This window comes from Aeromonas sp. 9A (genome assembly GCF_963900955.1).
GTDB lineage: Bacteria > Pseudomonadota > Gammaproteobacteria > Enterobacterales > Aeromonadaceae > Aeromonas > Aeromonas salmonicida.
In genome coordinates, this window is the sequence record NZ_CAWRFG010000001.1 from 3,092,368 (window position 1) to 3,115,171 (window position 22,804).

A 22,804-nucleotide genomic window follows, 5' to 3' on the forward strand; every position below is an offset into this window, starting at 1 on the left:
GTCATACTCCTCAGCCCCTTCAGGTAGCGCTCCATAGTGGATGACTATGGCAGTCCTGCACCTGTTCGATGCAGAACCAGCAGCCCGGTATGATGGCCTGGCTACTTCGGCGCTGACTCCTTTCCTTGTGCATCACAGGCATCACCCTCCGCACAAGTAGTCATAGGCAGCGCGCCTCTACTTAAAGGTATTCGGGGCACATTTTATCGTGCTGGCACGTTATGGCAAGTTTTTTGATTAAATCCCCACGTTGGCCATTTTAAAATGGGGAAAAGGTAGTCAAATGGTGCAAATATTTTGGTTTTGCCGCTATTTTCACCTGCTTGGAACTCAGTCGGGTATGACGTATTCAATATTACTGAATCCAGTCTGAACTCAAAACAGTTCACTTATTTTGCACGCTGAATTTATTATTTTGCTTATCTTGACTTAATAGCAAGCTGGCGTATAAATTACCCAAAATTACTCTTTTGATTTAATTCCCTCCTTTGCTCGCGTGGTGGACACTATGAACGAATTTTTGAAAGTACTGCTGAATATCCGTAGCTTGCGCGCAGCGTGCCGTGAGTTGACTCTGGAACAATTGGAAGAAGGCCTGGAAAAACTCTCTGCTATTGTTGCCGAACGTCAGCAGGATGAAGCCGCCGATCGTCAGGCCCGTGAAGAACATCAGCGCAAAATTAACGAATATACCGAAATGCTGAAAGCCGCTGGCATTGATCCTGCCGAGCTGGTTGGCACAGTGGCTAACGAGCCAGCCAAGGCTGCGAAAAAAGGCAAGCGTGCCCCACGCCCTGCCAAATACCGCTATCTGGATAATGGTATTGAAAAGACCTGGACCGGTCAGGGTCGTATGCCTTCCGCGATTGCCAAGGCCGTTGCCGAAGGCAAATCCATCGAGGAATTTGCCATCTGATTGGCAAATCCCCGACCAATAAAAAACCTCGCACTGCGAGGTTTTTTTATTGCCTGATATAACGCCATCAGCCCCGTTCGGCCGCCTTGACCCAGAGCACTTCCGGCGTCCCGGTGCAGGCCAGCAGGTAGCGGGCTATGGTGAAGAACCAGTCACTCAGCCGGTTTACATAGGGCAGTATGGCCGGATTGATCTGCTCTGCACGACTCAAACTCAGCAGCAGGCGCTCACAGCGACGGGTCAGGGTTCGCACCACGTGAGCTTGTGACGCAGCACGGGAACCACTGGGCAAAATGAAATTGCGCAGCAGGGGTAAATTGGCGCTGTAGGCATCGATTTGCTGCTCAAGGCGCAAGGTCCATTCGTTATTTACCTGCCAGATGGCCTCATGCTGGCCATCGCTGGAAAAAGCCAACTCCCCACCCAAATCGAACAACTCTTGCTGCAATAATACCAGATCGGCTAATAAACCGGTTTCAGCTGCGGGCACCTCCGCAATGAGCAGACCTATATGAGAATTCAACTCATCGATATAGCCATAGGTTTCGACCCGCAGCTCATCCTTGGCCAATTGCACACCATCAGCCAGTCGGGTCATGCCTTTATCGCCCTGCCTCGTATATATCCTCATACCGACATCCTGTTAATAATGGGAACAATCATGGATTCGAGCCCGTTCAGCTTGATTTCATAGGCAAGGGCCAGCATTTGACCCAGCGCACCGGCAGGAAAACCGGTGCGTGCCATCCACACCAGATAGGGCTCCGGAATATCGATGATGCGCCGCCCCTGATATTTGCCATAAGGCATCTTGTTGGCCAGGGTGAGCAGCACACGCTCGTCGGATAACCACTCCATATTAATCAATATCCAGATATTTATGAGTCTGGATAGATAGCCGCCAATTACGGGCGATACAGACTGCCATCGCCAGCTGGGTCGCACGGGGCTTCTGGCTGATGGGCTGCAGCGCAATTTCCACATCCGGGCGCAAAGTGGCGGTTGCCAGCAGGGCATCGAGCTCCTCGATATGGCGCTCGGTCGCGACCGGGTGCTTTATTTCGTTGGCACGCTCAAGCGCCGATACCAGCACGGGCAGGCCCCCCTTCATACCAATCTTGGGCGAGACAGTGACCCAGGTACTGTCGTGAGTCTTGATCTCGCTGGTACCGCTGGTTTCGATCTGCACCTGATATCCCGCCGCCAGCAAGACGGTGGAGAGCTCATGCAGATCATAAAGGCAAGGCTCGCCCCCCGTGATCACCACATGACGAGCCTGATAACCTAGCTGCTGAAAACTGGCCAGGATCTGATCCGTGCTCATCTTGCTCCAGCTATCAGACTCGTTGGAGCAGTCCAGCACCGCCTGTACCCCCACTTCACGAGCAGGATCGACAATCCAGGTATGACGGGTGTCGCACCAGGGACAACCCACGGGGCAGCCTTGCAGGCGAACGAAGATGGCGGGCAGGCCGGTGAAGATGCCCTCCCCCTGGATGGTCTGGAATATCTCGTTGATTGGGTAGTGCATCACGGTCACGGCTTGTTGCAAAAGTCGCGGATTATACCCCAAGCAAGGGCAAGACGCAGGCTCACAGTCCGCTTTTCTCACACAATCCGGTTTTCTCGTACAGCCGGGCCATGATCCCCGCCTTGTCGGCCAGATACAGATCCAGCCCCCGGCTACGCAGTTCGCAGGCAGGACAGTGACCACAACCATCGCCAGCAATGCCGTTATAACAGGTGAGTGTCTGCTGGCGCACCGTGTCGAGGTGGCCGTAGTAATCCGCCAGCGCCCAGGTTTCAGCCTTGTCGAGCCACATCAGCGGGGTTTCAAAACGGATGCCGCGATCAAGCCCCAGAGAGACGGCCTGATTGAGCGACTTGACGAATTCGTCACGGCAATCTGGGTAGCCGGAAAAATCAGTCTCGCACACCCCTGTGATCACCGCCTCGGCACCCACCTGGTAGGCATAGATGGACGCCAGGGTCAGAAACAATATGTTGCGGCCCGGTACGAAGGTGTTGGGCAGGCCGTTGTCCTGCAATTCACCACTGACCGGGATCTCGTCCCGGGTCAGGGCCGAGACGGCCAGTTCATTGAGCAGGGTCACATCCATCACCTTGTGGGCGGCGATCCCAAACTGAGTGGCCAACCGGCGAGCAGTCTCAATCTCCTCCCGATGGCGCTGGCCATAATCGAAGGTAATGGCGTGCACCTCGTCATAATGGGCCAGAGCCTGTACCAGACAGGTGGTACTGTCCTGCCCACCACTGAATACTACGACGGCTTTTTTCACGTTCATCACTCCTGGTTTGCAATTCACACGCGGCGACCTTGTGCAAAGTCATGCCACTGCTGGTTTAAATGGGTAAAGAGGGTCATCAGCGGGGCGAAGCGTTCGGGCTCCCCCTCCCACTGGGACAACAGATGGTAGCCAGCCTCCAGGGTCGACAGTGCCTCGGGAAAGGGTTTCTTGCGAATGGAGTACTGGCCAGGGATGGCGCCGAGCTTGATCCTGGGCAACCGCAGCAAGGCCGGATTGCTGTGCAACATGCGATACGCCTTGCGCCAGGTGCCATCGAGCAGGATGAAGCAGACCTTGCCGCCCTCATCGTTTTGCACGATTCGCTCTCGCACCTGATCCAGCCCCAGAGCCTGCTCGTCAGGCCAGAGCAGATAACAGTGCATCTTGGGATCCGCCAGCAAGGCATTGAGCCACTGAGCCCCGGCAAAGTCTTCTCCCACATGAATACGGGCCCGGGTCAGGGACGCGGCCAGCAGAGCGGCTGTACCCTTGGGATGCCCTGCTTCGCTCGGGTGCTGCAGAATATGAAGGGGAGCGAGATGGGATACCTGCCGAATATAATCACAAAGGCAGGCTTTGAGGGCTCTGGTGCAACGTGTACAGTATCGACTGTTCTTGTCGTTGGGCCGTTTCATGTTGTCTGAAAAATCAGGATTGCTCTGGGTTATCACGCTTTCACTCGCCAGCTTGTTGCTCTTTTTCACCGTACCGAATCACCTGCTCTCCTTCGAGCGAGCCCTGATCGCCCAAGGCGAAGGGTGGCGCATCATAACAGGCAATCTGGCCCATACCAATCTGTGGCACATGTTGCTCAACCTGAGCGGTCTGTGCGTGCTCTACAGTCTGTTTCGGGAATACCTGACGGGTTGCCGCCTGCCGGTACTGCTGCTGCTCTTGGGTTGCGCCGTCGGCCTCGGGATCTGGTGGTGGTGTCCGCAAACCCAGTGGTATATGGGGTTGTCAGGGGCCTTGCACGGCCTGTTCGTATGGGGAGCCTTGCAGGATATCCGCTATCGCCGCTATTCGGGCTGGCTGATGTTGCTGGGGGTGACCATCAAACTGGGGGTGGACTTCTACAGCGCGGGGGGAAGTCCGGTATCTGCCCTTATCGGCGCCCGGGTACACATAGAGTCGCATCTGATTGGCTCGGGAGCGGGCCTGTTGCTCGGCCTGCTGCCCGTCAGTCTGGGTACCCAAACCGTCAAGGAGTGACTTCTACCGGCAGAGTGCTGTGCCGGCAGAACAGGACAGGCCGGGCGGTCAATCGGCCTGTCCCCTTCAAACCTTATCGCCCTGCCAGCTCGCTATTGATGCTTGAGAGAGTAGCGGCGGGATCATCTGCCTGAGTGATGGGCCGACCAATCACCAGATAGTCAGCCCCGGCATCCATCGCAGCACGCGGCGTCATCACCCGACGCTGATCACCTGCATCAGAGCCCGCAGGACGAATACCTGGCGTCACCAGCTTGAAGTCTGCACCAAGCAAGGCTTTCAGCTCGCAGGCTTCATTAGCGGAACAGACCACCCCATCCAGCCCCGAGGCTTTGGCCAGTGTGGCCAGACGGATCACCTGCTCGGCCGGGCTCACATCCAGACCAAGCGGCGCCATGTCGGCTTGCTCCATGCTGGTCAACACTGTCACACCGATCAACAGGGGAGCCTTGTCACCATAGGGAGCCAGCGCCTCCTTGGCGGCACGCATCATCCGCTCGCCACCGCTGGCATGGACGTTGACCATCCAGACACCCAGCTCGGCACTGGCGGCCACAGCCTTGGCCACTGTGTTGGGAATGTCGTGAAACTTCAGATCCAGAAAGACATCGAATCCCCTGACCACCAGCTGGCGTACAAACTGGGGACCAAACAGGGTGAACATCTCCTTGCCGACCTTGAGGCGGCACTGGGCCGGAGAGATACGTTCAATGAACGCGAAGGCATCGGCTTCGTGCTGATAATCCAGCGCTACCAGTACTTTGGGATCTAGCATCTCACTTCCTATTGATTGTTATCACTATCTGGTTTGTTGCTCACCATCCAGACCCGGCCTGATGGCGCTGCCGCAGCACTGGAAGTATCTGGCATCTCATTTTCTATCGATTACTCACCATCCAGGCCACGGATCGGCTTGATGGAACCCCACTGGCGACAGGATGGGCATTGCCAGAACAGCGAGTGGGTGGCAAAACCACACTGCCGACACTTGTGGGTTGATTTGATCTTGATCTGATCGCCGACCAGTTGTTGCAGCAGCTCCAGACTCTCCTTGGCGGGCCCCTCCTCCGCGCTGGCCAGCTGAAAGCCCACCAACTGGTAGAACCCCTTCATGGAGGGGTGACGGCGCAACTGACGCAGCACCAGAGCACGGGCCTGGTTCAGGCCATCGCGCTCCTCCACCAGTTTGGCAAGGGCCAGGGTCACGCTCACCCCGGCGTGATCCTCCACCGCCTGCTCCAGCAAGGGAATGAGTTCGAGGGAACGCCCCTGGCGCTGGTAGCACTCTGTGAGGTGAGGGATGGCTTCGGAGGCAAAATCCATGTCCTGCTCGAACACCCGCAGCAGATCCTTGCCGGCCTGTTCATAGTCTTGTGCCACCATCGCCAGCTCGGCCAAGCGCAGGCTGGCACGGGCACAGGCAGGATTGACCCCCAGCGCGCGTTTGAGCTTGGCGCGCCCCATAGACTCATCGCCATCACGCAAGGCACTCTCCGCCTGTTCGCAATAAAAGTGGGAAATGGGATCGGCCAGCTTCTTGCCCTGATATTTCTGCAGTCGCACTGCGACATCGATGGCCTTGTCCCAGTCACGCAACTGCTGATGGATAATCAACAACTGGGCCAGCGCCGTCTCTTCATAGTCGCTGTCTTCGCACAGCTCGTTCCAGAGCGCTTCGGCGCGGTCGAGCAAACCGGCGGCCAGAAAGTCACGGGCCAGCTCCTGCAACGCAAGCTGACGCTGTTCACGGGTCAGCTGACGGGTGACCAGGTTCTGGTGGATCTTGATGGCTCTGTCCACCTCGCCACGCTGGCGAAACAGGTTACCAAGAGAGAGGTGTGTTTCGATGGTTTCGCTGTCCACTTCCAGCAGCTGGATAAAAAGATCCACCGCCTTGTCCGACTCGTCAGACAGCAAATAGTTGAGGCCCGCCACGTACTGGCGGGAGAATTGATTACTCTGTTTCTGGGTGTCCTGGCGAACACTCCTGCGCCCCATGTACCAGCCATAACCGGCGGCAATGGGCAACAGCAGGAAAAGCAGTTCAAGCATCGAGGGACATTATTCCTTGACTGTCGACCGAGCCAGCTCCAACTCGCGGGATTGACGACGCATGGTGCGATTGAGTGTGCGGTTCTGCATCTTGAGACGCAAGAACAGCAGACCAAAGACCAGCCAGCCCAGCAGGAAGCCACCGCCAAAGAAGAGACCCAGCAACATGGAGAGCGAAAACTCCCCTTGGGCAATCAAATAATTGAACTGCACCAGCTGACCATTTTGCGAACCGATGGCCAGGGTCAGAATAAACACCAGCACCAGCGGAATGAGGGCCAAGATACGCTTCATAGGAGCTCCCTGTCAGTATCTAATGAAAGGCTGATTATCCTTAAAATCACGGGCAGACTCTAGAGCGAATGGGAAAAGACTTGGAGAAACCAGACAATTGACACAAGAGAAGCCACAAAAACAAAAAAGGCATACCCAAGTATGCCGTTTTCTGCATTATTCAATAATGTTCACGCGCTCGCGCAACTCTTTGCCAGGTTTGAAATGAGGGACATATTTCCCGGTCAGTTCAACCTTGTCCCCGGTCTTGGGATTACGACCCACGCGGGGGGCACGATAGTGCAGTGAAAAACTTCCAAATCCACGGATTTCAATCCGGTCGCCGTTTTGCAAAGTCGATGCCATCTGCTCAAGGATCTCCTTGATGGCAGCTTCGACATCTTTGGCCGGCATATGCATGCGGCTCGCAGCCAATTGTTCGATGAGATCTGATTTGGTCATAACGTTAAATCTCCTTCCCCGATCACATGCAATATTCATTACGCCAAGATAAAAAAGGGCGGCGTGAAGCCGCCCTTTTCTTGCATCAAGGATTATTCACCCTTGGCAGCTTTGAACGCTTCCATCATAGCATTGCTGAACACAACTTCTTCTTGTTGGTTCAGGCTATCGATAGCAACACGCTCGTCAGCCTCGTCCTTAGCACGGACAGACAGGCTTACGGTGCGGTTCTTACGATCAACGCCCATGAACTTGGCTTCAACTTCATCACCAACGGACAGTACCAGAGTCGCGTCTTCGACACGGTCACGAGCAGCGTCGGAGGCACGCAGGTAGCCTTCTACGCCGTCAGCCAGTTCGATCACGGCACCCTTGGCATCAACCTCGGTAACCTTACCCTTCACAATAGCACCTTTCTTGTTATCAGACAGGTACTTATTGAACGGGTCTTCTTCGATCTGCTTGACACCCAGGGAGATGCGCTCACGCTCCGGGTCCACTTGCAGAACAACGGCTTCGATCTCGTCGCCTTTCTTGAATTCACGAACTGCTTCTTCACCCTGGTTGTTCCAGGAGATGTCAGACAGGTGAACCAGACCGTCGATGCCGCCGTCCAGACCGATGAAGATACCAAAGTCAGTGATAGACTTGATTTTACCGGAAACACGGTCGCCCTTGGCGTGAGTTTCGGCAAACAGCTGCCACGGGTTGGATTTGCACTGCTTCAGACCCAGGGAGATACGACGACGTTCTTCGTCGATATCCAGAACCATCACGTCAACCACGTCGCCAACGTTAACAACTTTGGACGGGTGGATGTTCTTGTTGGTCCAATCCATCTCGGATACGTGTACCAGGCCTTCAACGCCTTCTTCGATTTCAACGAAGCAGCCGTAGTCGGTCAGGTTGGTCACGCGGCCAGACAGACGGGTGGTCTCCGGGTAACGCTTGGCGATAGCAACCCAGGGATCTTCGCCCAGCTGCTTCAGACCCAGAGATACACGGGTACGCTCGCGGTCGAACTTCAGAACCTTGACTGCGATCTCGTCGCCAACGTTGACGATTTCGGAAGGATGCTTAACGCGCTTCCACGCCATGTCGGTGATGTGCAGCAGGCCGTCAACACCGCCCAGATCTACGAATGCACCGTAGTCGGTCAGGTTCTTGACGATACCCTTGACTTCTTGACCTTCTTGCAGGTTAGCCAGCAGGCTCTCGCGCTCGGAGGTGTTCTCGGTCTCGATCACGGCACGACGGGAAACAACAACGTTGTTGCGCTTCTGGTCCAGCTTGATGACTTTGAACTCGAGTTCTTTGTTTTCCAGGTGAGCGGTGTCACGGATCGGACGCACGTCAACCAGAGAACCCGGCAGGAAGGCACGGATGCCATTCAGTTCAACGGTGAAACCACCCTTGACCTTGCCGTTGATGATACCGATAACGGTAGCTTGCTCTTCGTAAGCTTTTTCAAGCTGCAGCCAGGCTTCGTGGCGCTTGGCTTTTTCACGGGACAGCTTGGTTTCGCCGAAACCATCTTCGATAGAGTCCAGAGCTACGTCAACAGTGTCACCCACACTGATTTCCAGCTCGCCCAGGGCGTTCTTGAATTCTTCAGCCGGGATGGCGGACTCAGATTTCAGACCGGCGTCAACCAGTACGAAACCGTTCTCGATAGCAACGACAGTACCCTTGACGATGGAACCTTGACGGGTTTCAACGGAGTTCAGGGACTCTTCAAAGAGTTGAGCAAAAGATTCGATCATTGTTTATTTCACAAATGAAACATCCACTTGCAATCCGGCACAAGCGGGGCTGTTTTAAATAATCTGCGCCATCCTTGGTGCAGACGACCGGATGTCAGCTTGCGCTGGCATCACCAAGTTGTTGCTCTGCATAGGCGAGCACTGTTGCCAGCACTTCATCTATGGTCATGGAGGTAGAATCCACCACGAGAGCATCTTCTGCCGCTTTAAGGGGCGCTACGGCGCGATTTCTGTCGCGATCGTCACGTTCCCGAATCTCGGTTAAAAGACGCTCAAAGTTAACATCAAAGCCCTTATCTTGCAACTGCTTATAGCGGCGCTGGGCCCGTTCCTCCGCACTGGCGTCGAGGAAAATTTTTACCTCTGCCTCCGGAAAAACCACGGTCCCCATGTCTCTGCCGTCGGCAATCAGGCCAGGGGTTTGACGAAATGCGCGCTGGCGGCGCAGCAGGGCTTCACGCACTCGCGGAAAGGCAGCAATTTTACTCGCGGCATTGCCCACCTCTTCGGTACGAATGGTGCGGGAGACATCCTCCCCTTCCAGCACCACCTTGACCTGTTCACTATCCACCTGGAACTGCACATCCAGATTGGCGGCAAGGGGGACCAGCGCAGCTTCAGAATCGAGTTCCACATCATGGTGCAAGGCAGCCAGGGCCAATACCCGGTAGATGGCGCCGGAATCGAGCAGGTGCCAACCCAGTTTTTCAGCCAGCAACTGACACAAGGTGCCTTTACCGGCACCACTCGGGCCATCGATTGTCATCACGGGGGCCATCTGAGGCATAACTTATCTCCTGCACACTTGTTGCACACATCCCGGAGGGAATGAGGTAATGGGCGCCGATTATACCCAAATGTGCCGAGTCTGGCAGTCGTCAGGGCGCACATTTGCGCAAAAGCCGTCGCGACTGCGTTGTTTATATACAACTGCTCAAGTCATTAAATAGCACAAGGTTTTGTTCTTATGGTTGTTATGGACAAGGCGCGCTAAACTGGCCGCCCTTTTTAAGCAGCTGTAGTAAGGAGCAACCTATGAGCAGCGTTACCCTCGTGGCCAAATCCAAGTTGCCGACCCCCTGGGGCACCTTCACGCTGGTAGGCTTTCAGGAAGCCGGCACCGGCAAGGATCATGCTGCGCTGGTGATGGGCGACGTCACGGGCGATGAACCTGTGCTGGGCCGTATTCACTCTGAATGCCTGACCGGAGATGCCTTGTTCAGCCTTCGCTGCGACTGCGGCTTCCAATTGCAGGCCGCCATGGAGAACATCGCCAAAGCGGGTCGTGGCGTTTTGTTGTATGTACGCCAGGAAGGGCGTGGCATCGGCCTGCTCAACAAGATCCGGGCCTATCATCTGCAGGATCAGGGCGCCGATACCGTCGAAGCCAATGTGGCGCTGGGCTTTGCTGCCGACATGCGCGACTACACCATCTGTGCCGATATGCTCAAAGCGTTGAACGTCACCAGCCTGCGCCTGATGACCAATAATCCACGCAAGATGAAGGCGATGGAGAGCTTTGGCATTCCGGTGACGGAGCGAGTTCCCCTGCAGGAGGGCCGCAATCCTCACAACGAGTTCTATCTCTCGACCAAAGCGAATAAATTGGACCACATGTTCAAGAAGTGAGCCTCACAAAGAGGCCTGCCTTTTGGCCAAAGCGAACAAGCTGGATCACAGGTTCAGAAAATGACTCCGGTGACCAGACGCTGGCATAAAAACGCCTCCCATCGGGAGGCGTTTTTATTGATCCATACTGCTGGCTGGTATGACGCTAACGAACCGGCAGCTCTATGTCGGCAAACATGGCATCCACGTCATCGCTGGAGCGCAGCGCGATGGCGCGCTCCACCACATCCCGGGTCAGGTGCGGGGCGAAACGGGTCATGAAGTCATACATATAGGTGCGCAGGAAAGATCCTTTACGAAATCCTATCTTGGTGGTGCTGTGAGCAAACAGATGGCTGGCATCGAGAGCCACCAAATCGGTATCAACCTGCTGATCCAGCGCCATGGTCGCCATCACCCCTATCCCGACGCCCAGTCGAACATAGGTTTTGATCACATCGGCATCGGTCGCGGTAAAGACGATATTGGGCTCGAAACCGGCCCGATTGAAAGCGAGATCCAGCTCGGATCGGCCGGTAAATCCGAACACATAGGTCACCAGCGGGAAGCGGGCGATATCGGCAATGGAGAGCTTGCCAACCTGGGTCAAGGGGTGTCCCTTGGGAACAATGACGCTGCGATTCCAGTGGTAGCAAGGCAGCATGATGAGATCTTCATACAGGTGCAGCGCCTCGGTGGCGATGGCAAAGTCGGCTTGCCCCTTGACCACGGCTTCACTGATCTGGGTCGGGGTACCCTGGTGCATGTGCAGAGACACCTTGGGGAAGCGCTTGATGAAACCCTTGATCACATCGGGCAGCGCATAACGAGCCTGGGTATGGGTGGTCGCAATATGCAGCGTGCCTTGCTCGGGATGTGTATGCTGGCTCGCCACCGATTTGATGCTCTCCACCTTGCCCAGGATCTCGTTGGCAATCTTGATCACGTCCCGCCCTGCCGGGGTGATCTGGGTCAGATGCTTGCCGCTTCGCTCGAAAATCTGGATCCCCAGCTCATCTTCCAGCATGCGCACCTGCTTGCTGATCCCTGGCTGAGAGGTGTAGAGGCTCTCTGCCGTTGCCGACACGTTCAGTCTGTGATTGGCAACCTCAACGATATAACGCAACTGTTGGAGTTTCATGATGTTAGGCTCTAAAGGCGACTTGAACTAATACTAACAAACTTTTGCCTGATAGCCTTTCCTTCTTGGCCATTTATGGCTTGGCCTGCGCCAGCAGGAAATCACGCAGGGCACGGTTCGCCATGGAGAGCGGATCGCCTCGCCGCCACGCCACACAGAGATCAAGAAAAATGGGGGGAGCAAACGAGATACCAGTGAGTGAAGGCTCCTCTTCCAGCACCATCCGCAGGAAGGTAGTCACCGCAAATCCCTGCTTGACCACCGCCTTGAGCAGGGGGATCAGATTGCTTTCAAACGCAATGTCAGGCTCACACCCCAGCTCCTGAGCCAATGCTTCCATGTGTTCACGGTGATAAAAACCTCGTCGGAACATGGCCAGCTCCTGGTCAAAAAACTGGGTCAGTGACACGGCCTGAGCATGTCGCAACTGATGCTCCTCCCCCACCACCATCAACATCTCTTCGCGCAGCAACTGGGCCCCTTCCAGCGCAGGTGGCAGATCGCTGGTGATCAGGATGGCCAGATCCAGGGTGCCATCCACCATGCGGCTCAGCAACTCGCGTGAGCCGGCCTCTTCTACCCGGATCTTCAGACCTGGATAACGATGCTTGAAGGCCATCAGGATCGGAGGAAAATAGTAAGAACCCATCATGTAGGGGATACCGATGCGCACCTCGCCACGCTCCAGCCCTTTCAGCTCGGCCATCTCGGCTTGCGCCTGATGCATCTGCAATAACAGCCGCTCGGCATGACGACAGAGCACCTCCCCCTCCGGAGTAAGCCGCACGTTGCGATCCTGCCTGTCGAACAGCCGCAGCTCGAGCTGCTGCTCCAGCTTGGCAATGGCCATGCTGATAGCTGGCTGGGCTATATGGAGGCCATTGGCCGCCTTAGTGAAGGAACCGGCATCCCGTACCGCCAGCAAATAGGTGAGCTGCTTCAAGTCCATATCAATTAATCTTATTCGATGGATAACTTAAATATATTATATTTATGCCCTGTGGCGCACTACTCTGCACAAAAGCCGTCAGGACAACTGCACATGATCGAAGTAGGTAGCCGCGAATGGATGCGCGCCACCCTGGCCCTGAGCCTGGGTTCCTTCCTGGTATTTCTCAACCTCTACCAGACCCACCCCTTGCTGCCACTGCTGGCAAATGTCTTCTCCGTCAGCTCTCTGTCGGCAGGCTGGACACTGGCTGGCTGCACTGCGGGGCTTGCCACCTCCCTGCTGATTTGCGCCCGCCTCGCGGACAGGTTCGGCCGGCGCCGTATCATGCTGTGGACCCTGGGCGGTGCTATTTTGCTCTCCCTGCTCATCAGCCTGGTAAACCAGTTTGAGCAGTTATTGCTGTTGAGGATATTGCAGGGGGTACTGCTGGCCGGGTTACCCGCCACTGCCATCGCCTATATGGGAGAAGAATTCAGCAAGCGTGCCCTCCTCTCAGCCGTCGGTGTCTACATCGCCGCCAACTCGCTAGGGGGCATAGCGGGCCGTGTCGTCGGCGGCTTGCTGGCAGGCTGGTTTGGCGACTGGCAACACACCTTTCTCGGCATTGGCTTGATAAGCCTGATCCTGCTGCCCCTCGTCGTCTGGTTATTGCCCGCCCAAACCCGCTTTGTGCCCGTCGTTGCAGAACCGGGTCAATTCCAGCGAGCCATCAGCAGCCATCTCGGCAATCCGCTGCTGGTCGGTGCCTATCTCATCGGCGGGCTCAACTTCATGGTATTTTTGAACCAGTACAGCTACCTCACCTTCCTGCTGGCCAAGGCCCCTTTCTCCCTGCCCACCCAGTGGCTCGGCATGCTGTTCCTGACCTATCTCTCGGGCACGGTCGCCTCCTCCTTGAGCGGCCGTTGTGCCCACCGCTGGGGGACACATCGCCTGCTGCTGGCGGGGATCTCGCTGATGGCGCTGGGCAGTGCACTGCTGCTGCATGGCTCGCTGGCAGCCATACTGACGGGGCTGCTCATATCCAGTTTCGGTTTCTTTCTCGCCCACGCCTGTGCCAGTGCCTGGGTCGGTCAGCACGTGGAGCACAATCGGGCGCTGGCCTCGTCACTCTATCTGGTGGGGTATTATCTGGGAGCCAGCCTGGGAGGCCTCTATCTTCACCCCTTCTGGGAACGGGGCGGCTTGGGGGGATTGGTGCTCGGCATCGAGCTGGTACTGGTTATCACAGCGGGCTTGAGCCTCTGGCTCGGTCATTTAAAGGGGCGCAGCGCTCGCCCCCGAACCTGCCATACCTGACGACGACAACAGGGGAAAACATAAGAATCCTCCCCCTGCACGGATCAGATACCGTCGTAGTAACCAGCAGGCACAGGCACAACGGCGTCGGTATGCAACTCTTCCTCAATCACCTCGGCCAAGGATCGCAGGTGAAACTTGATCTGACCAGAGGCCAGCATCAGGCCCACATCCGGGTTGCGAAGGTCATCGATATTTGCGGTCTTGAACGGCAGATCGGGATACGCGGCCACCAGTTCATGCAGTGAAGGCACTACCAGCTCGATATGCTCCAGACCTGCCTGATGGTTGCGCCCCGGCTTGGGCGCGGCCAGTTCTATGCAGTGCACGCTGACATGACCACATAACACGGACTGGTGAAGCTGATAGGTGGCGATGGGGCGACCCCCAATCATGCCTTCCACCAGCAGGGTGCCCTGCCTCGCCAGTTCAGCATTCAGCTTCTGATACTCGGCCTGACTCGCCGCCCGGTAACAGAGGTGGTCAACATTGATGTTATCGACGTGAACTGCCAGTTGGTCCAGCTCAGCCAATAGCTGACAAACAAATGGGGCCATGGGCCCCAAAGTGGTATCGAGTGGGTGGAACATGATCACCATTTCTTCTTGGGTTGGAACAGGACGTCCAGTTCGTCCGCCTCTTTGTCCTTGATGTTCTGCAGCTCTTTATCGCTGTGCTGCTGCAAATGTTCATCAAGGCCTTGCAGACCTTGCCGCATATCCTCTTCCCTGGCCATCAGATAGGGGTCCTTGTCGGACACGCTGGCCAAGGCGGCAAGCCCCTTGGTATAGAGCTGGCGGCAGGTGCCGTACTGCCCCTGGATCTGCGCATCCATGGCCCGTTTGACCAGATTGGCGATGTTGATCTTGAGCTGCATCAGCTCAAGGCGACGATCTTCCTGAGCAAAACCGTGAGGGTCTATCTTGCCCTTGTTGTGCTCAACACGCAGCACTGCCCGCATCTTCTTGACCAGTTGCAGCATCTGAATGGCCTGACGGTCGGATTCGGGGGTCTTGAAGTGCCCTTCATCCTGGCTGCTGTAGTTATCCTGCACATTCTTTATCTGGATCTGCACATCGGCGATACGCTGCTTGATCTGACTATTAGGCATCACCAGGGCGATCGCCCGGTAAGCATCCAGTATCCGATGTTGCAGCAGCAGCACTATGTTCTTGGAGAAGGGCACCAAATTGACATTCAGCAGCACCTCTTCGGTCTCGTCCGCCACCGTTTTGTGGCGAGCAACCGTCTGGCGCTTGTCGGCTTCTGCCTTCTGCTTATATTGCTGCATCACGTTATAGGCGATAACCAGAAACAGGAGTGCGCCAATAGACAGCAATACCAAGGTTAAAATCATAGGATGTTCAAACTCCTGTCCCAATCCAATTGCGTGATCCTACAACAGCTTACCCACTTAAGGTAGTCCGCACCGCAGAGCTTACCCACGATTTATTATCCTCCCCTGTCTCAAAACAGGCAGAGGAGCTCAGGATCATGCAGCGATGGCAACACTGTCATTACCTCATAGTATCGCCCATCAGGTCCATTACTTGAGGTTGAACCCTTTCGATTGCAGGAATTCCTGCATGAAAGGACGCGCCTCCTTGCCGAGAATGGACCGGATCTGGCTGCTCCAGGTCTGCTGCTTGTTGTTGCTGCTGCGGGCCTCATAGTACGACTGGATCTGCTGATCATATTGTGCGAGCAAGGGGCGATCCAGCTCGGCGCTATAGTGGTTCTCATGTACCACCAGCGCCCTCGGCAGACGGGGCTTCTGCTCGGGCTCCTGAGCCGGATGGCCCAGACACAGACCAAACAGCGGTATTACCTGATGGGGTAAGCCCAGCGCCTCGCTCACGGCGACCGGATTGTTGCGAATACCGCCGATGTAGACGCCACCCAGCCCCAGTGATTGGGCTGCCAGCAGGGCATTCTGGGCCATCAAAGCACCGTCAATGGCGCCGATCAGCAGTTGTTCGACAAAGCCGGTCTGGGCATCAGCCACTATCTGGGTGTGGCGCTGATAATCGGCGCAGAACACCAGAAACTCGGCGGCCTGGGCAACATATGCCTGATGCCCCGCCAGTTCGGCGAGCCGGGTACGCAAGGCCTGGTCCGTCACCCGAACTATGCTGTTGGCCTGCAGGAAGCTGGAGCTGGATGCCGACTGGGCTGCGCTCAGGATCTGGTCGAGCTGCACCGGCGTAATGGGCTCAGGCGTAAACTGGCGGATGGATCTGTGGGAGAGAATAAGGTCGATGGTCGGGTTCATGATGCCTCCTGGAAGAAGGCCACACTCTACCCAAAAAAACGCAGCGGCCCAAGGCCATCCCGGAGGAGGATGACGGCATCTGCGTTGAACCTATTCCGCCAATGGATAAGTACCAGCCTTGCAGCAGACCGCAAACCGGTTCTCTTCCACCTGAGCCACTGTCATCGGCTTGCTGAACAAGAAGCCCTGAAAAACGTGGCAACCCTGAGCTCGCAGCGCTGCGAGTTCGTGCTCATCCTCCACTCCTTCCGCCATGATGCCAAGCCCCAGGCTGGTTGCCATGGCCACTGTGGCCCGGATCACCGGCAGGTTCAGCCCCACCACGAATGAGCGGTCCAGCTTGATGGTATCGATGGGCAGCCGGTTCAGGTAGGCCAGCGACGAATAGCCGGTACCAAAATCGTCGATGGCGATCTTGATGCCCTGCTCGCTCAGGCCATCGAGGATCTCGATGCAGCCTTTCATGTCCAGCATCAAGACGGTTTCGGTCAGCTCCAGGGTAAGCAGGCTGGCATCCACGCCATACGCCTTGAGTTGCTGGGCCACCAGTTCCGGCAAGGAGGTAGATAGCTGGAAACCGGAGAGATTGACCGACACAGGCACCCTTACTTGACATGCTTGCTGCCAATGGGCCATCTGGGCCAGTGCCGTCGAGAGCACCCAGCTGCCTATCTCCCGAATAAGGCCCATCTCCTCGGCCAGCGGAATGAACTCCACCGGTGAGACATGGCCAAGGACGGGATTGTGCCAGCGCAGCAGTGCTTCAAAGCCAATCAGTTTGCCCTGTGCCACATCGACTTGGGGCTGATAACAGAGGCTCAGCTCCTGCCGACCAATGGCCTTGGCCAGAAACTGCTTCAGGGTCAGCTTGCGATGCAAGGTCTGCTGCATGCTGGGGGTAAACCGCTGCCAGCGCAGGCGTCCCATCTGCTTGGCCTGATACATGGCCATGTCGGCGCGAGTAATGAGGGTGTCACCGTCATCTGCATCGTCCGGGTAGATGGCGATGCCTATGCTGCCGCCTATGGTCACTTCGGGTACACCGCTCAACTGCAACGGTTTGGTCATCTGGGAGAGCATGAGATCGGCTACCTCCTGCGCCCTGTCGCTGGAATGGGCCAGCGGCACCAGGGCGGTAAACTCGTCACCGCCGAGGCGCGCCAGCTCCACATCCCGCGGACAGACTTGCTTGAGCCGACCGGCCACCCGTTCCAGCAGGCGATCGCCTGCCTTGTGGCCATAGTTGTCGTTGACCAGTTTGAAGTTGTCCAAATCCATGAACACCAGCGCAAAGCGCCCGCTCATGCCGCAATAAGCCTCGAGGGACTTCATCAGACCATAGCGATTAAGCAGCCCGGTGAGCGAGTCGTGCCAGGCCAGATGGCGGTGCTCCAGCTCTTCGAGTTTGCGGTCGGTAATATCGCGCATGGTGAGCAATATCTGTGCCCCCTGCTGGATATGCCGAAACTGATACTGGAACCAGCGCATCCCCTTCCGGGTACGGCACTCCCCTTCTGCCACCACCTCGTCGAGGCGTGAGAGCTTCTGGTAGAAAGCTTCATTGTTGCCGGAAAACACCTGGGAGAGCTGACTGACCTGATCGCCGAAGCAGGTGTCGAAGTGGTGGTTGCCGCTCTCAAGCTGGCCCTGATTGTCAAAGAGGCAGGCAAGGGTATCGCCGGTGGCGAGGGAGGACTCCTGATAGAGGGTATCGGCGTCGATCACCGCCTCTGTCATCATCATCAGGCGGCCGGCCAGCTGAATGCCAGACAACCGCAGGTAGATCTGTTTTTTGATCCCCCTGGGGGAGAGCGTCCACCACTCGCTGTAACTGCGCCCCTGCTGGAAATCACCGAGGTAGCGTTGCAGCAGCAGATCGATGGCGGCAGCCATGTCGGCAGAGAAGTCCCGCGCTTGCAGTTCGGCAAGCGAGCTGGCTTCCCATACTCCCAATGCGGTACGGTTGGCCCAGTAAATATGATGATGCCGGATGTCATAAACCCAGATAGGGGTATGCAGGACATCCATCCCGCTCAATAACCGTTCGTCTAGCGTATTCATCTAATGTGGTGATTCATGATGTGTGATCACTGAGAAAGCCTGCTACAAGGTACCCTTTCGGAGCACCCCATGCTGGTACAAAATAGGATCCAGCCCATAATCTGAAAATAAGCTTGCGCACAAGGGCTGACTTCATATGAAAACGCTACATGTGAAACCCATGGTCAGGAAAAACGGACTCACCTTGGTATTGTTGGGCATCATAGTAACCATTACTATGATTTTTATACTTTTTTTCTTCCGTGAACAACCACTAATCCCCTTCATCTCCGGCCTGTTGGCGGGTCTGATGATGATCTTTATCGGCTCGTTGAAGCTGGTCGAACCCCATATCAGCCTCTCCCTCTGCCACGATTGTTTGCAATATCACCACAAATACGGCGGTTGGATCCTGAAATGGAGAAATATTCAGCGAATTGACCAACCGCGCATCCATCTCGGCTGGGATCTGGTCCCCCTGCCCTACATTGGATTGAAGATAAAAGATTACGATGATTTTTTGACATTGATCACACCCAGATTGGCCGTTCGCCTGCTGACCGAGCAAAGATCCGTGCTGTTGCAGGCCCTGCGCAATGAACAACAGGATTGTCCGAGCGGTACCTGTGGTGGTGCACTGCAGGGGGAAGGCTTGCTGGAGGAGAGCCGTTTTCGCTCTTCGTCAGGCCAGCGTTATGAGGGGGTTATCGCCATGCTGGCCAATCGCATGACCCGGCTGCGTGGGCTGCTTGGTTACGATCTGCTGGTGCCGGACAATAGCCTGGACCGGGATCCAGCCGAATTTATCCGCCTTTTGCACCAATACCAGCGGGAGTCGAATCTAATCCAGATCAATTAAACGCCGGATTCAGCTTGCCAAGGCGGGCGGCTCTTTTTAAGGTCTCCCCCCTGTTACATCCAGAACACCGCTTATGAAGTACATCGAAGAGTTCTATCTGTTCGTCAAGGTGGTGCAAGAGGGAGGCTTCTCCCACGCAGCTGCCGCACTGGGCATGCCGACCGGCACCATCAGCCGACGTATTTCTCAGCTCGAAGAGCAACTCGGCTGCTCTTTGCTGCACAGATCCACCCGCAAGCTCCGCCTCACCGATGAAGGGCTCAGATATTACGAGCGCCTGTGCACCCCGCTGGCCGAGATTGAACAGGCCACGGGGGAGATCCAGGGGCGGGAAGCCGATATCAACGGCGTGATCCGTCTCGCGGCGCCGATCGCCCTCTCCAATACCCTCCTGGTCGACATGCTGGCAGATTTCGGTCTGCACTATCCTGAAGTACAGTTCGACATCACCCAGACCAATGACCATCAGCACCTGTTTGATAACGATAGGGATCTGGTGTTCTTCAACGGTGAGCTGCCGCAATCCATGACCAATGCCCTCTGCCTTGGTCACATCGAATATGGCCTGTTCGCCTCCCGGCTGTATCTGGAGAAAATGGGCACGCCAGCCCACCCAGCCCAGCTTGAAGAGCATTCACTGATCTACTGCTGGCCTCACCAGCACTGGCAATTGATCGGACAGGATGACCAGACAATACAGATAAAGCGCGCCGCCAAGCTGACCGTCAACCAGACACAGGCGGCCGTCAGGGCAGCCAGACGGCATCTGGGTATCGTCAATGCCCCGCTCCATTATGTGCATACATTCTTGCAAGATGAGCAGCTGGTGGCTGTGCTGCCGGACTGGAAAACCGGCCATCGCCCCTTCTACATGGTGCGCTGCCAGCCTCAGTTTGCCCCACTGCGTGTTAAGATGTTCGCTGAATTCGTTGAAAAATACTCGGCGCACTACCGGAACCGCCAATGGGACAACCAATTTTCACCGGCAACCAGTCTGTCCCATTGCATCTGACCGTGAGCGGGCCACACTTATAGCAATCCTCGTTGACCAGGCCAGCCTAACACTATGAATGTATTGATATGTGATGACTCAGGATTCGCTCGTAAACAGCTGGCCCGTGCCCTTCCCGCTGACTGGGATGTGACGCTGCATTACGCCGCAAACGGACTCGAAGGGATAGAGCAGGTGTTGATGGGGCATGGCGACCTGATCTTTCTGGATCTGACCATGCCGGAAATGGACGGCTACGGTGTGCTGGAGACCCTGCAACAGGAGGGACTGCGCAACAAGGTTTTCGTCGTCTCTGGCGACATCCAGCCTGAAGCGCATCAAAGGGTCATGAGCCTCGGTGCGCTCGACTTCATCAAGAAACCCGCCGCCCCCGAAACCCTGACCGCCCTGCTCAGGCAACACGGTTTGTGGCAGCCAAACGGCGTGGCCTCGACCCCCGCCCCCCTCCTCGCCGGTATAGCAACAGCTGAGCCCGATGCCGACGTTGGCATCAAGATCAGCCCCGAGATCCGCGACGTGTATCAGGAGCTCGCCAACGTATCCATGGGCCAGGCCGCCGATTTGCTGGCCCGCCTGCTCAATGCCTTCGTGGTACTGCCCATTCCCAACGTCAACGTGCTGGAGGTCTCCGAGCTGCACATGGCCCTCTCGGCCGCCGCCGATTCGGATACTCTTTCCGCCGTCTGCCAGGGCTTCATCGGTGCCGGTATTGCCGGCGAAGCGCTGATCCTGTTCCACGACTCCAGCTTCAAAGACCTTGCCCGGCTGATGAACCACCAAGGTGCGCTGGATCGCAATGCCGAGCTGGAGCTCTTGATGGACACCGCCAACGTGCTGATCGGTGCCTTCCTGCGCGGTTATGCCAGCCAGCTCGACACCCCCTTCAGCCAGGGCCACCCTGTGGTGCTCGGCCAGCACAGACCCATCAAGGACCTCATCAACACCAACAAGAGTCTCTGGCGTCGTACCCTGGCCATCGAGATCAACTACCGGGTCCAGGATTACGCAGTGCAGTGTGACCTGCTGCTGCTGTTTACCGAAGATTCCATCGCCACCATGAACAACAAAATCATGCACATGCTCTAGGGAGTGACCATGGAAATTCGTGAATTTCATTGGCTGATGAACATAGTCCAGAACCTGGACGTGGGGCTGGTGGTACTCGACAAGGAGTACAAGGTGCAAGTGTGGAATGGCTTCATGGAGAGCCACAGCGGCCGGATGGCGGGCGAGGTGCGCGATGGTGTCCTGTTCGAGCTTTTCCCCGACGTTGACAGGGCCTGGTTCGAGCGCAAGGCCAACATGGTGTTCCAGCTCAACAACCGCGCCTTCAGCACCTGGGAACAGAGACCCTACCTGCTGCGTTTCTCCAACTATCGCCCCATCACAGGCTCCGCACCCCATATGTTCCAGAACCTGACCCTGGTGCCGCTGGCTGATTTTGGCGGCCAGGTGACCCACATTGCCGTGATGATCTACGATGCCACCGATGAAGCCATGCTGATGACAGGGCAACGGCAGATATGACGAACAAGACCATGCAGTAACGAAACAGGGCGCCGAAGCGCCCTGTTTCATTTCATGGCATTGTCACGCGCCGAGATACTCGGTAAAAGCGTCGATCACCTCTTCGATGTCGTCATCATTGATCTGCAGATGGGTCACCAGCCGCAGCTCGCCATAACCGGAGAAGAGGATCCCCCGCTCCTTCATGAAGGCCAGCAAAGGCGCACTCTCGCCACTCGTCAGTTGCAAGAACACCATGTTGGTCTGCACCTGACCCAGATCCAGCCTGACGCCCGGCAGCGCCGCCAGCCCTTCGGCCAACCGTCTGGCGCGGCGGTGATCGTCACCAAGGCGCAACACATGCTGCTGCAGGGCAAACAGACCGGCCTGGGCCAGGATCCCCGCCTGACGCATGCCGCCACCCACCATCTTGCGCAGCCGTCTGGCACGAGCGATGAAGGCATGAGAACCCACCAGCAGCGATCCCACCGGCGCTCCCAGCCCTTTGGAAAGACAGATGGAAATACTGTCAAACGGCGCGGCCAGCTCACGCACCGAGTAGCCACTCGCCACGACTGCGTTGAACAGGCGAGCGCCGTCCAGATGCAGCAGCAAACCGTGCTCGTCGACAAACTCACGCATCTCGTGCAAATAGCTTAGCGGCAACACCTTGCCGTTATGGGTGTTTTCGAGGCAAACGAGGCGAGTCTGGGCAAAATGAGCATCGTCAGGGGCAATGGCTGCGCGCACGTCGGCCAGCGCCAGTGAGCCATCGGCCTGCATGGGCACGGGTTGCAGGGCCACAGACCCCAGCACGGCAGCCCCCTGAGCCTCGTAGCGATAGATGTGGGCTGCCGAGCCCAGCACGGCACCTTCCCCACGCTGGCAATGGCTCATCACCGCCAGCAAGTTGGACATGGTGCCGGATGGCACGAACAGCGCGGCTTCTTTGCCAAGCAGGTCGGCGCCATAGGCTTCCAGCCCATTGACGCCCGGATCCTCCCCATAGACATCGTCCCCAACCTCGGCATGGAGCATGCTCTGACGCATGGCATCCGTGGGTTGGGTGACAGTATCACTTCGTAAATCGATATAGCGCATGACATCCCTCCTGGTGCAGGAGGATGA

General features: G+C 56.6%; 26 protein-coding genes and 1 riboswitch. Of the genes, 8 read left to right on the top strand and 18 right to left on the bottom strand.

Features of this window, described 5'->3' with window-relative positions; genetic code table 11:
- Window positions 1–16: 16 nt before the first annotated feature.
- Window positions 17–188, bottom strand: a riboswitch (Lysine riboswitch).
- 320 nt (window positions 189–508) lie between these two features.
- On the top strand, window positions 509–916 hold the full coding sequence (locus AACX78_RS14285; protein ID WP_021140294.1) for an H-NS family histone-like protein: 408 nt from the start codon (window positions 509–511) through the stop codon (window positions 914–916).
- A gap of 67 nt (window positions 917–983) precedes the next feature.
- On the opposite strand, the gene AACX78_RS14290 is transcribed toward AACX78_RS14285, so the two are convergent.
- The 5 genes from AACX78_RS14290 to AACX78_RS14310 form a co-directional block, all read right to left on the bottom strand.
- Window positions 984–1,547 carry a cob(I)yrinic acid a,c-diamide adenosyltransferase gene (locus AACX78_RS14290; RefSeq protein ID WP_011898638.1) on the bottom strand — a complete coding sequence of 188 codons (564 nt, stop codon included), beginning with the start codon at window positions 1,545–1,547 and terminating at the stop codon, window positions 984–986.
- Complete coding sequence (locus tag AACX78_RS14295; RefSeq protein WP_159166613.1) at window positions 1,544–1,774, bottom strand: DUF3820 family protein; 231 nt, start codon at window positions 1,772–1,774, stop codon at window positions 1,544–1,546. The genes AACX78_RS14290 and AACX78_RS14295 overlap by 4 nt, the downstream gene beginning before the upstream one ends.
- Window position 1,775: 1 nt before the next feature.
- Window positions 1,776–2,447 (bottom strand): 7-carboxy-7-deazaguanine synthase QueE, encoded by a 672-nt coding sequence (gene queE, locus AACX78_RS14300; RefSeq protein ID WP_005315059.1) that lies wholly within the window; start codon window positions 2,445–2,447, stop codon window positions 1,776–1,778.
- Between the two features lie 61 nt (window positions 2,448–2,508).
- On the bottom strand, window positions 2,509–3,216 hold the full coding sequence (gene queC, locus AACX78_RS14305; protein ID WP_159166614.1) for a 7-cyano-7-deazaguanine synthase QueC: 708 nt from the start codon (window positions 3,214–3,216) through the stop codon (window positions 2,509–2,511).
- Between the two features lie 23 nt (window positions 3,217–3,239).
- Complete coding sequence (locus tag AACX78_RS14310) at window positions 3,240–3,860, bottom strand: tRNA-uridine aminocarboxypropyltransferase (RefSeq protein ID WP_005315053.1); 621 nt, start codon at window positions 3,858–3,860, stop codon at window positions 3,240–3,242.
- On the opposite strand from AACX78_RS14310, the gene rrtA reads away from it, so the two are divergent.
- Window positions 3,859–4,437, top strand: coding sequence for a rhombosortase (gene rrtA / locus AACX78_RS14315; RefSeq protein ID WP_236556338.1), 579 nt, complete (start codon window positions 3,859–3,861; stop codon window positions 4,435–4,437). The two genes, AACX78_RS14310 and rrtA, sit on opposite strands and share 2 nt — an antisense overlap.
- Window positions 4,438–4,510: 73 nt before the next feature.
- On the opposite strand, the gene pyrF is transcribed toward rrtA, so the two are convergent.
- The 6 genes from pyrF to cmk all read right to left on the bottom strand — a co-directional run bounded on the left by pyrF (window position 4,511) and on the right by cmk (window position 9,774).
- A complete protein-coding gene (gene pyrF / locus AACX78_RS14320; protein WP_159166616.1) occupies window positions 4,511–5,212 on the bottom strand; it encodes an orotidine-5'-phosphate decarboxylase in 702 nt (233 codons plus the stop codon).
- A 110-nt stretch (window positions 5,213–5,322) separates the two neighbouring features.
- Window positions 5,323–6,489: a lipopolysaccharide assembly protein LapB gene (gene lapB, locus AACX78_RS14325; RefSeq protein ID WP_005315046.1), complete on the bottom strand. Its 1,167-nt coding sequence runs from the start codon at window positions 6,487–6,489 to the stop codon at window positions 5,323–5,325.
- Between the two features lie 9 nt (window positions 6,490–6,498).
- Complete coding sequence (locus AACX78_RS14330) at window positions 6,499–6,783, bottom strand: LapA family protein (RefSeq protein ID WP_005315045.1); 285 nt, start codon at window positions 6,781–6,783, stop codon at window positions 6,499–6,501.
- A 156-nt stretch (window positions 6,784–6,939) separates the two neighbouring features.
- Window positions 6,940–7,224 carry an integration host factor subunit beta gene (gene ihfB / locus AACX78_RS14335; RefSeq protein ID WP_005299934.1) on the bottom strand — a complete coding sequence of 95 codons (285 nt, stop codon included), beginning with the start codon at window positions 7,222–7,224 and terminating at the stop codon, window positions 6,940–6,942.
- A gap of 92 nt (window positions 7,225–7,316) precedes the next feature.
- Window positions 7,317–8,987, bottom strand: coding sequence for a 30S ribosomal protein S1 (gene rpsA / locus AACX78_RS14340; RefSeq protein WP_005315043.1), 1,671 nt, complete (start codon window positions 8,985–8,987; stop codon window positions 7,317–7,319).
- A 94-nt stretch (window positions 8,988–9,081) separates the two neighbouring features.
- Window positions 9,082–9,774: a (d)CMP kinase gene (gene cmk, locus AACX78_RS14345; RefSeq protein ID WP_159166617.1), complete on the bottom strand. Its 693-nt coding sequence runs from the start codon at window positions 9,772–9,774 to the stop codon at window positions 9,082–9,084.
- 248 nt (window positions 9,775–10,022) lie between these two features.
- Here cmk and ribA point away from each other — a divergent pair, with 248 nt between their 5' ends.
- Window positions 10,023–10,616 (top strand): GTP cyclohydrolase II, encoded by a 594-nt coding sequence (ribA, locus tag AACX78_RS14350; RefSeq protein WP_021140653.1) that lies wholly within the window; start codon window positions 10,023–10,025, stop codon window positions 10,614–10,616.
- 145 nt (window positions 10,617–10,761) lie between these two features.
- On the opposite strand, the gene cysB is transcribed toward ribA, so the two are convergent.
- Window positions 10,762–11,736 carry an HTH-type transcriptional regulator CysB gene (gene cysB / locus AACX78_RS14355; protein WP_005315034.1) on the bottom strand — a complete coding sequence of 325 codons (975 nt, stop codon included), beginning with the start codon at window positions 11,734–11,736 and terminating at the stop codon, window positions 10,762–10,764.
- A gap of 73 nt (window positions 11,737–11,809) precedes the next feature.
- On the bottom strand, window positions 11,810–12,685 hold the full coding sequence (locus AACX78_RS14360; RefSeq protein ID WP_159166618.1) for a LysR family transcriptional regulator: 876 nt from the start codon (window positions 12,683–12,685) through the stop codon (window positions 11,810–11,812).
- Window positions 12,686–12,778: 93 nt separating this feature from the next.
- Between AACX78_RS14360 and AACX78_RS14365 the strand changes: the two genes are divergently transcribed.
- Complete coding sequence (locus AACX78_RS14365; protein WP_159166619.1) at window positions 12,779–13,987, top strand: MFS transporter; 1,209 nt, start codon at window positions 12,779–12,781, stop codon at window positions 13,985–13,987.
- Between the two features lie 44 nt (window positions 13,988–14,031).
- Here the strand turns inward: AACX78_RS14365 and AACX78_RS14370 are convergent, their stop codons facing one another.
- From AACX78_RS14370 to AACX78_RS14385, 4 genes are all read right to left on the bottom strand, one after another.
- On the bottom strand, window positions 14,032–14,586 hold the full coding sequence (locus AACX78_RS14370) for a VOC family protein (protein ID WP_201302861.1): 555 nt from the start codon (window positions 14,584–14,586) through the stop codon (window positions 14,032–14,034).
- A complete protein-coding gene (locus tag AACX78_RS14375) occupies window positions 14,580–15,344 on the bottom strand; it encodes a DNA repair protein (RefSeq protein WP_159166621.1) in 765 nt (254 codons plus the stop codon). Before AACX78_RS14375 ends, AACX78_RS14370 begins: the two co-directional genes overlap by 7 nt.
- Before the next feature lie 189 nt (window positions 15,345–15,533).
- Window positions 15,534–16,259: an oxygen-insensitive NADPH nitroreductase gene (gene nfsA, locus AACX78_RS14380; protein ID WP_159166622.1), complete on the bottom strand. Its 726-nt coding sequence runs from the start codon at window positions 16,257–16,259 to the stop codon at window positions 15,534–15,536.
- Between the two features lie 90 nt (window positions 16,260–16,349).
- The gene (locus tag AACX78_RS14385; RefSeq protein ID WP_159167533.1) at window positions 16,350–18,287 is read right to left on the bottom strand and encodes a putative bifunctional diguanylate cyclase/phosphodiesterase; all 1,938 of its coding nucleotides are present in this window, start codon (window positions 18,285–18,287) and stop codon (window positions 16,350–16,352) included.
- Window positions 18,288–18,456: 169 nt separating this feature from the next.
- Here AACX78_RS14385 and AACX78_RS14390 point away from each other — a divergent pair, with 169 nt between their 5' ends.
- The 4 genes from AACX78_RS14390 to AACX78_RS14405 all read left to right on the top strand — a co-directional run bounded on the left by AACX78_RS14390 (window position 18,457) and on the right by AACX78_RS14405 (window position 21,697).
- Window positions 18,457–19,158: a DUF2982 domain-containing protein gene (locus AACX78_RS14390; protein ID WP_159166623.1), complete on the top strand. Its 702-nt coding sequence runs from the start codon at window positions 18,457–18,459 to the stop codon at window positions 19,156–19,158.
- A gap of 73 nt (window positions 19,159–19,231) precedes the next feature.
- Window positions 19,232–20,170, top strand: a complete 939-nt coding sequence (locus AACX78_RS14395) for a LysR family transcriptional regulator (RefSeq protein WP_159166624.1) — start codon at window positions 19,232–19,234, stop codon at window positions 20,168–20,170.
- A 54-nt stretch (window positions 20,171–20,224) separates the two neighbouring features.
- Window positions 20,225–21,256 carry a response regulator gene (locus tag AACX78_RS14400; protein WP_159166625.1) on the top strand — a complete coding sequence of 344 codons (1,032 nt, stop codon included), beginning with the start codon at window positions 20,225–20,227 and terminating at the stop codon, window positions 21,254–21,256.
- Window positions 21,257–21,265: 9 nt separating this feature from the next.
- The gene (locus AACX78_RS14405; RefSeq protein WP_162626294.1) at window positions 21,266–21,697 is read left to right on the top strand and encodes a PAS domain-containing protein; all 432 of its coding nucleotides are present in this window, start codon (window positions 21,266–21,268) and stop codon (window positions 21,695–21,697) included.
- 63 nt (window positions 21,698–21,760) lie between these two features.
- Here AACX78_RS14405 and ltaE read toward each other — a convergent pair whose 3' ends face one another.
- Complete coding sequence (gene ltaE, locus AACX78_RS14410; protein ID WP_159166626.1) at window positions 21,761–22,777, bottom strand: low-specificity L-threonine aldolase; 1,017 nt, start codon at window positions 22,775–22,777, stop codon at window positions 21,761–21,763.
- Between the last annotated feature and the right edge of the window lie 27 nt (window positions 22,778–22,804).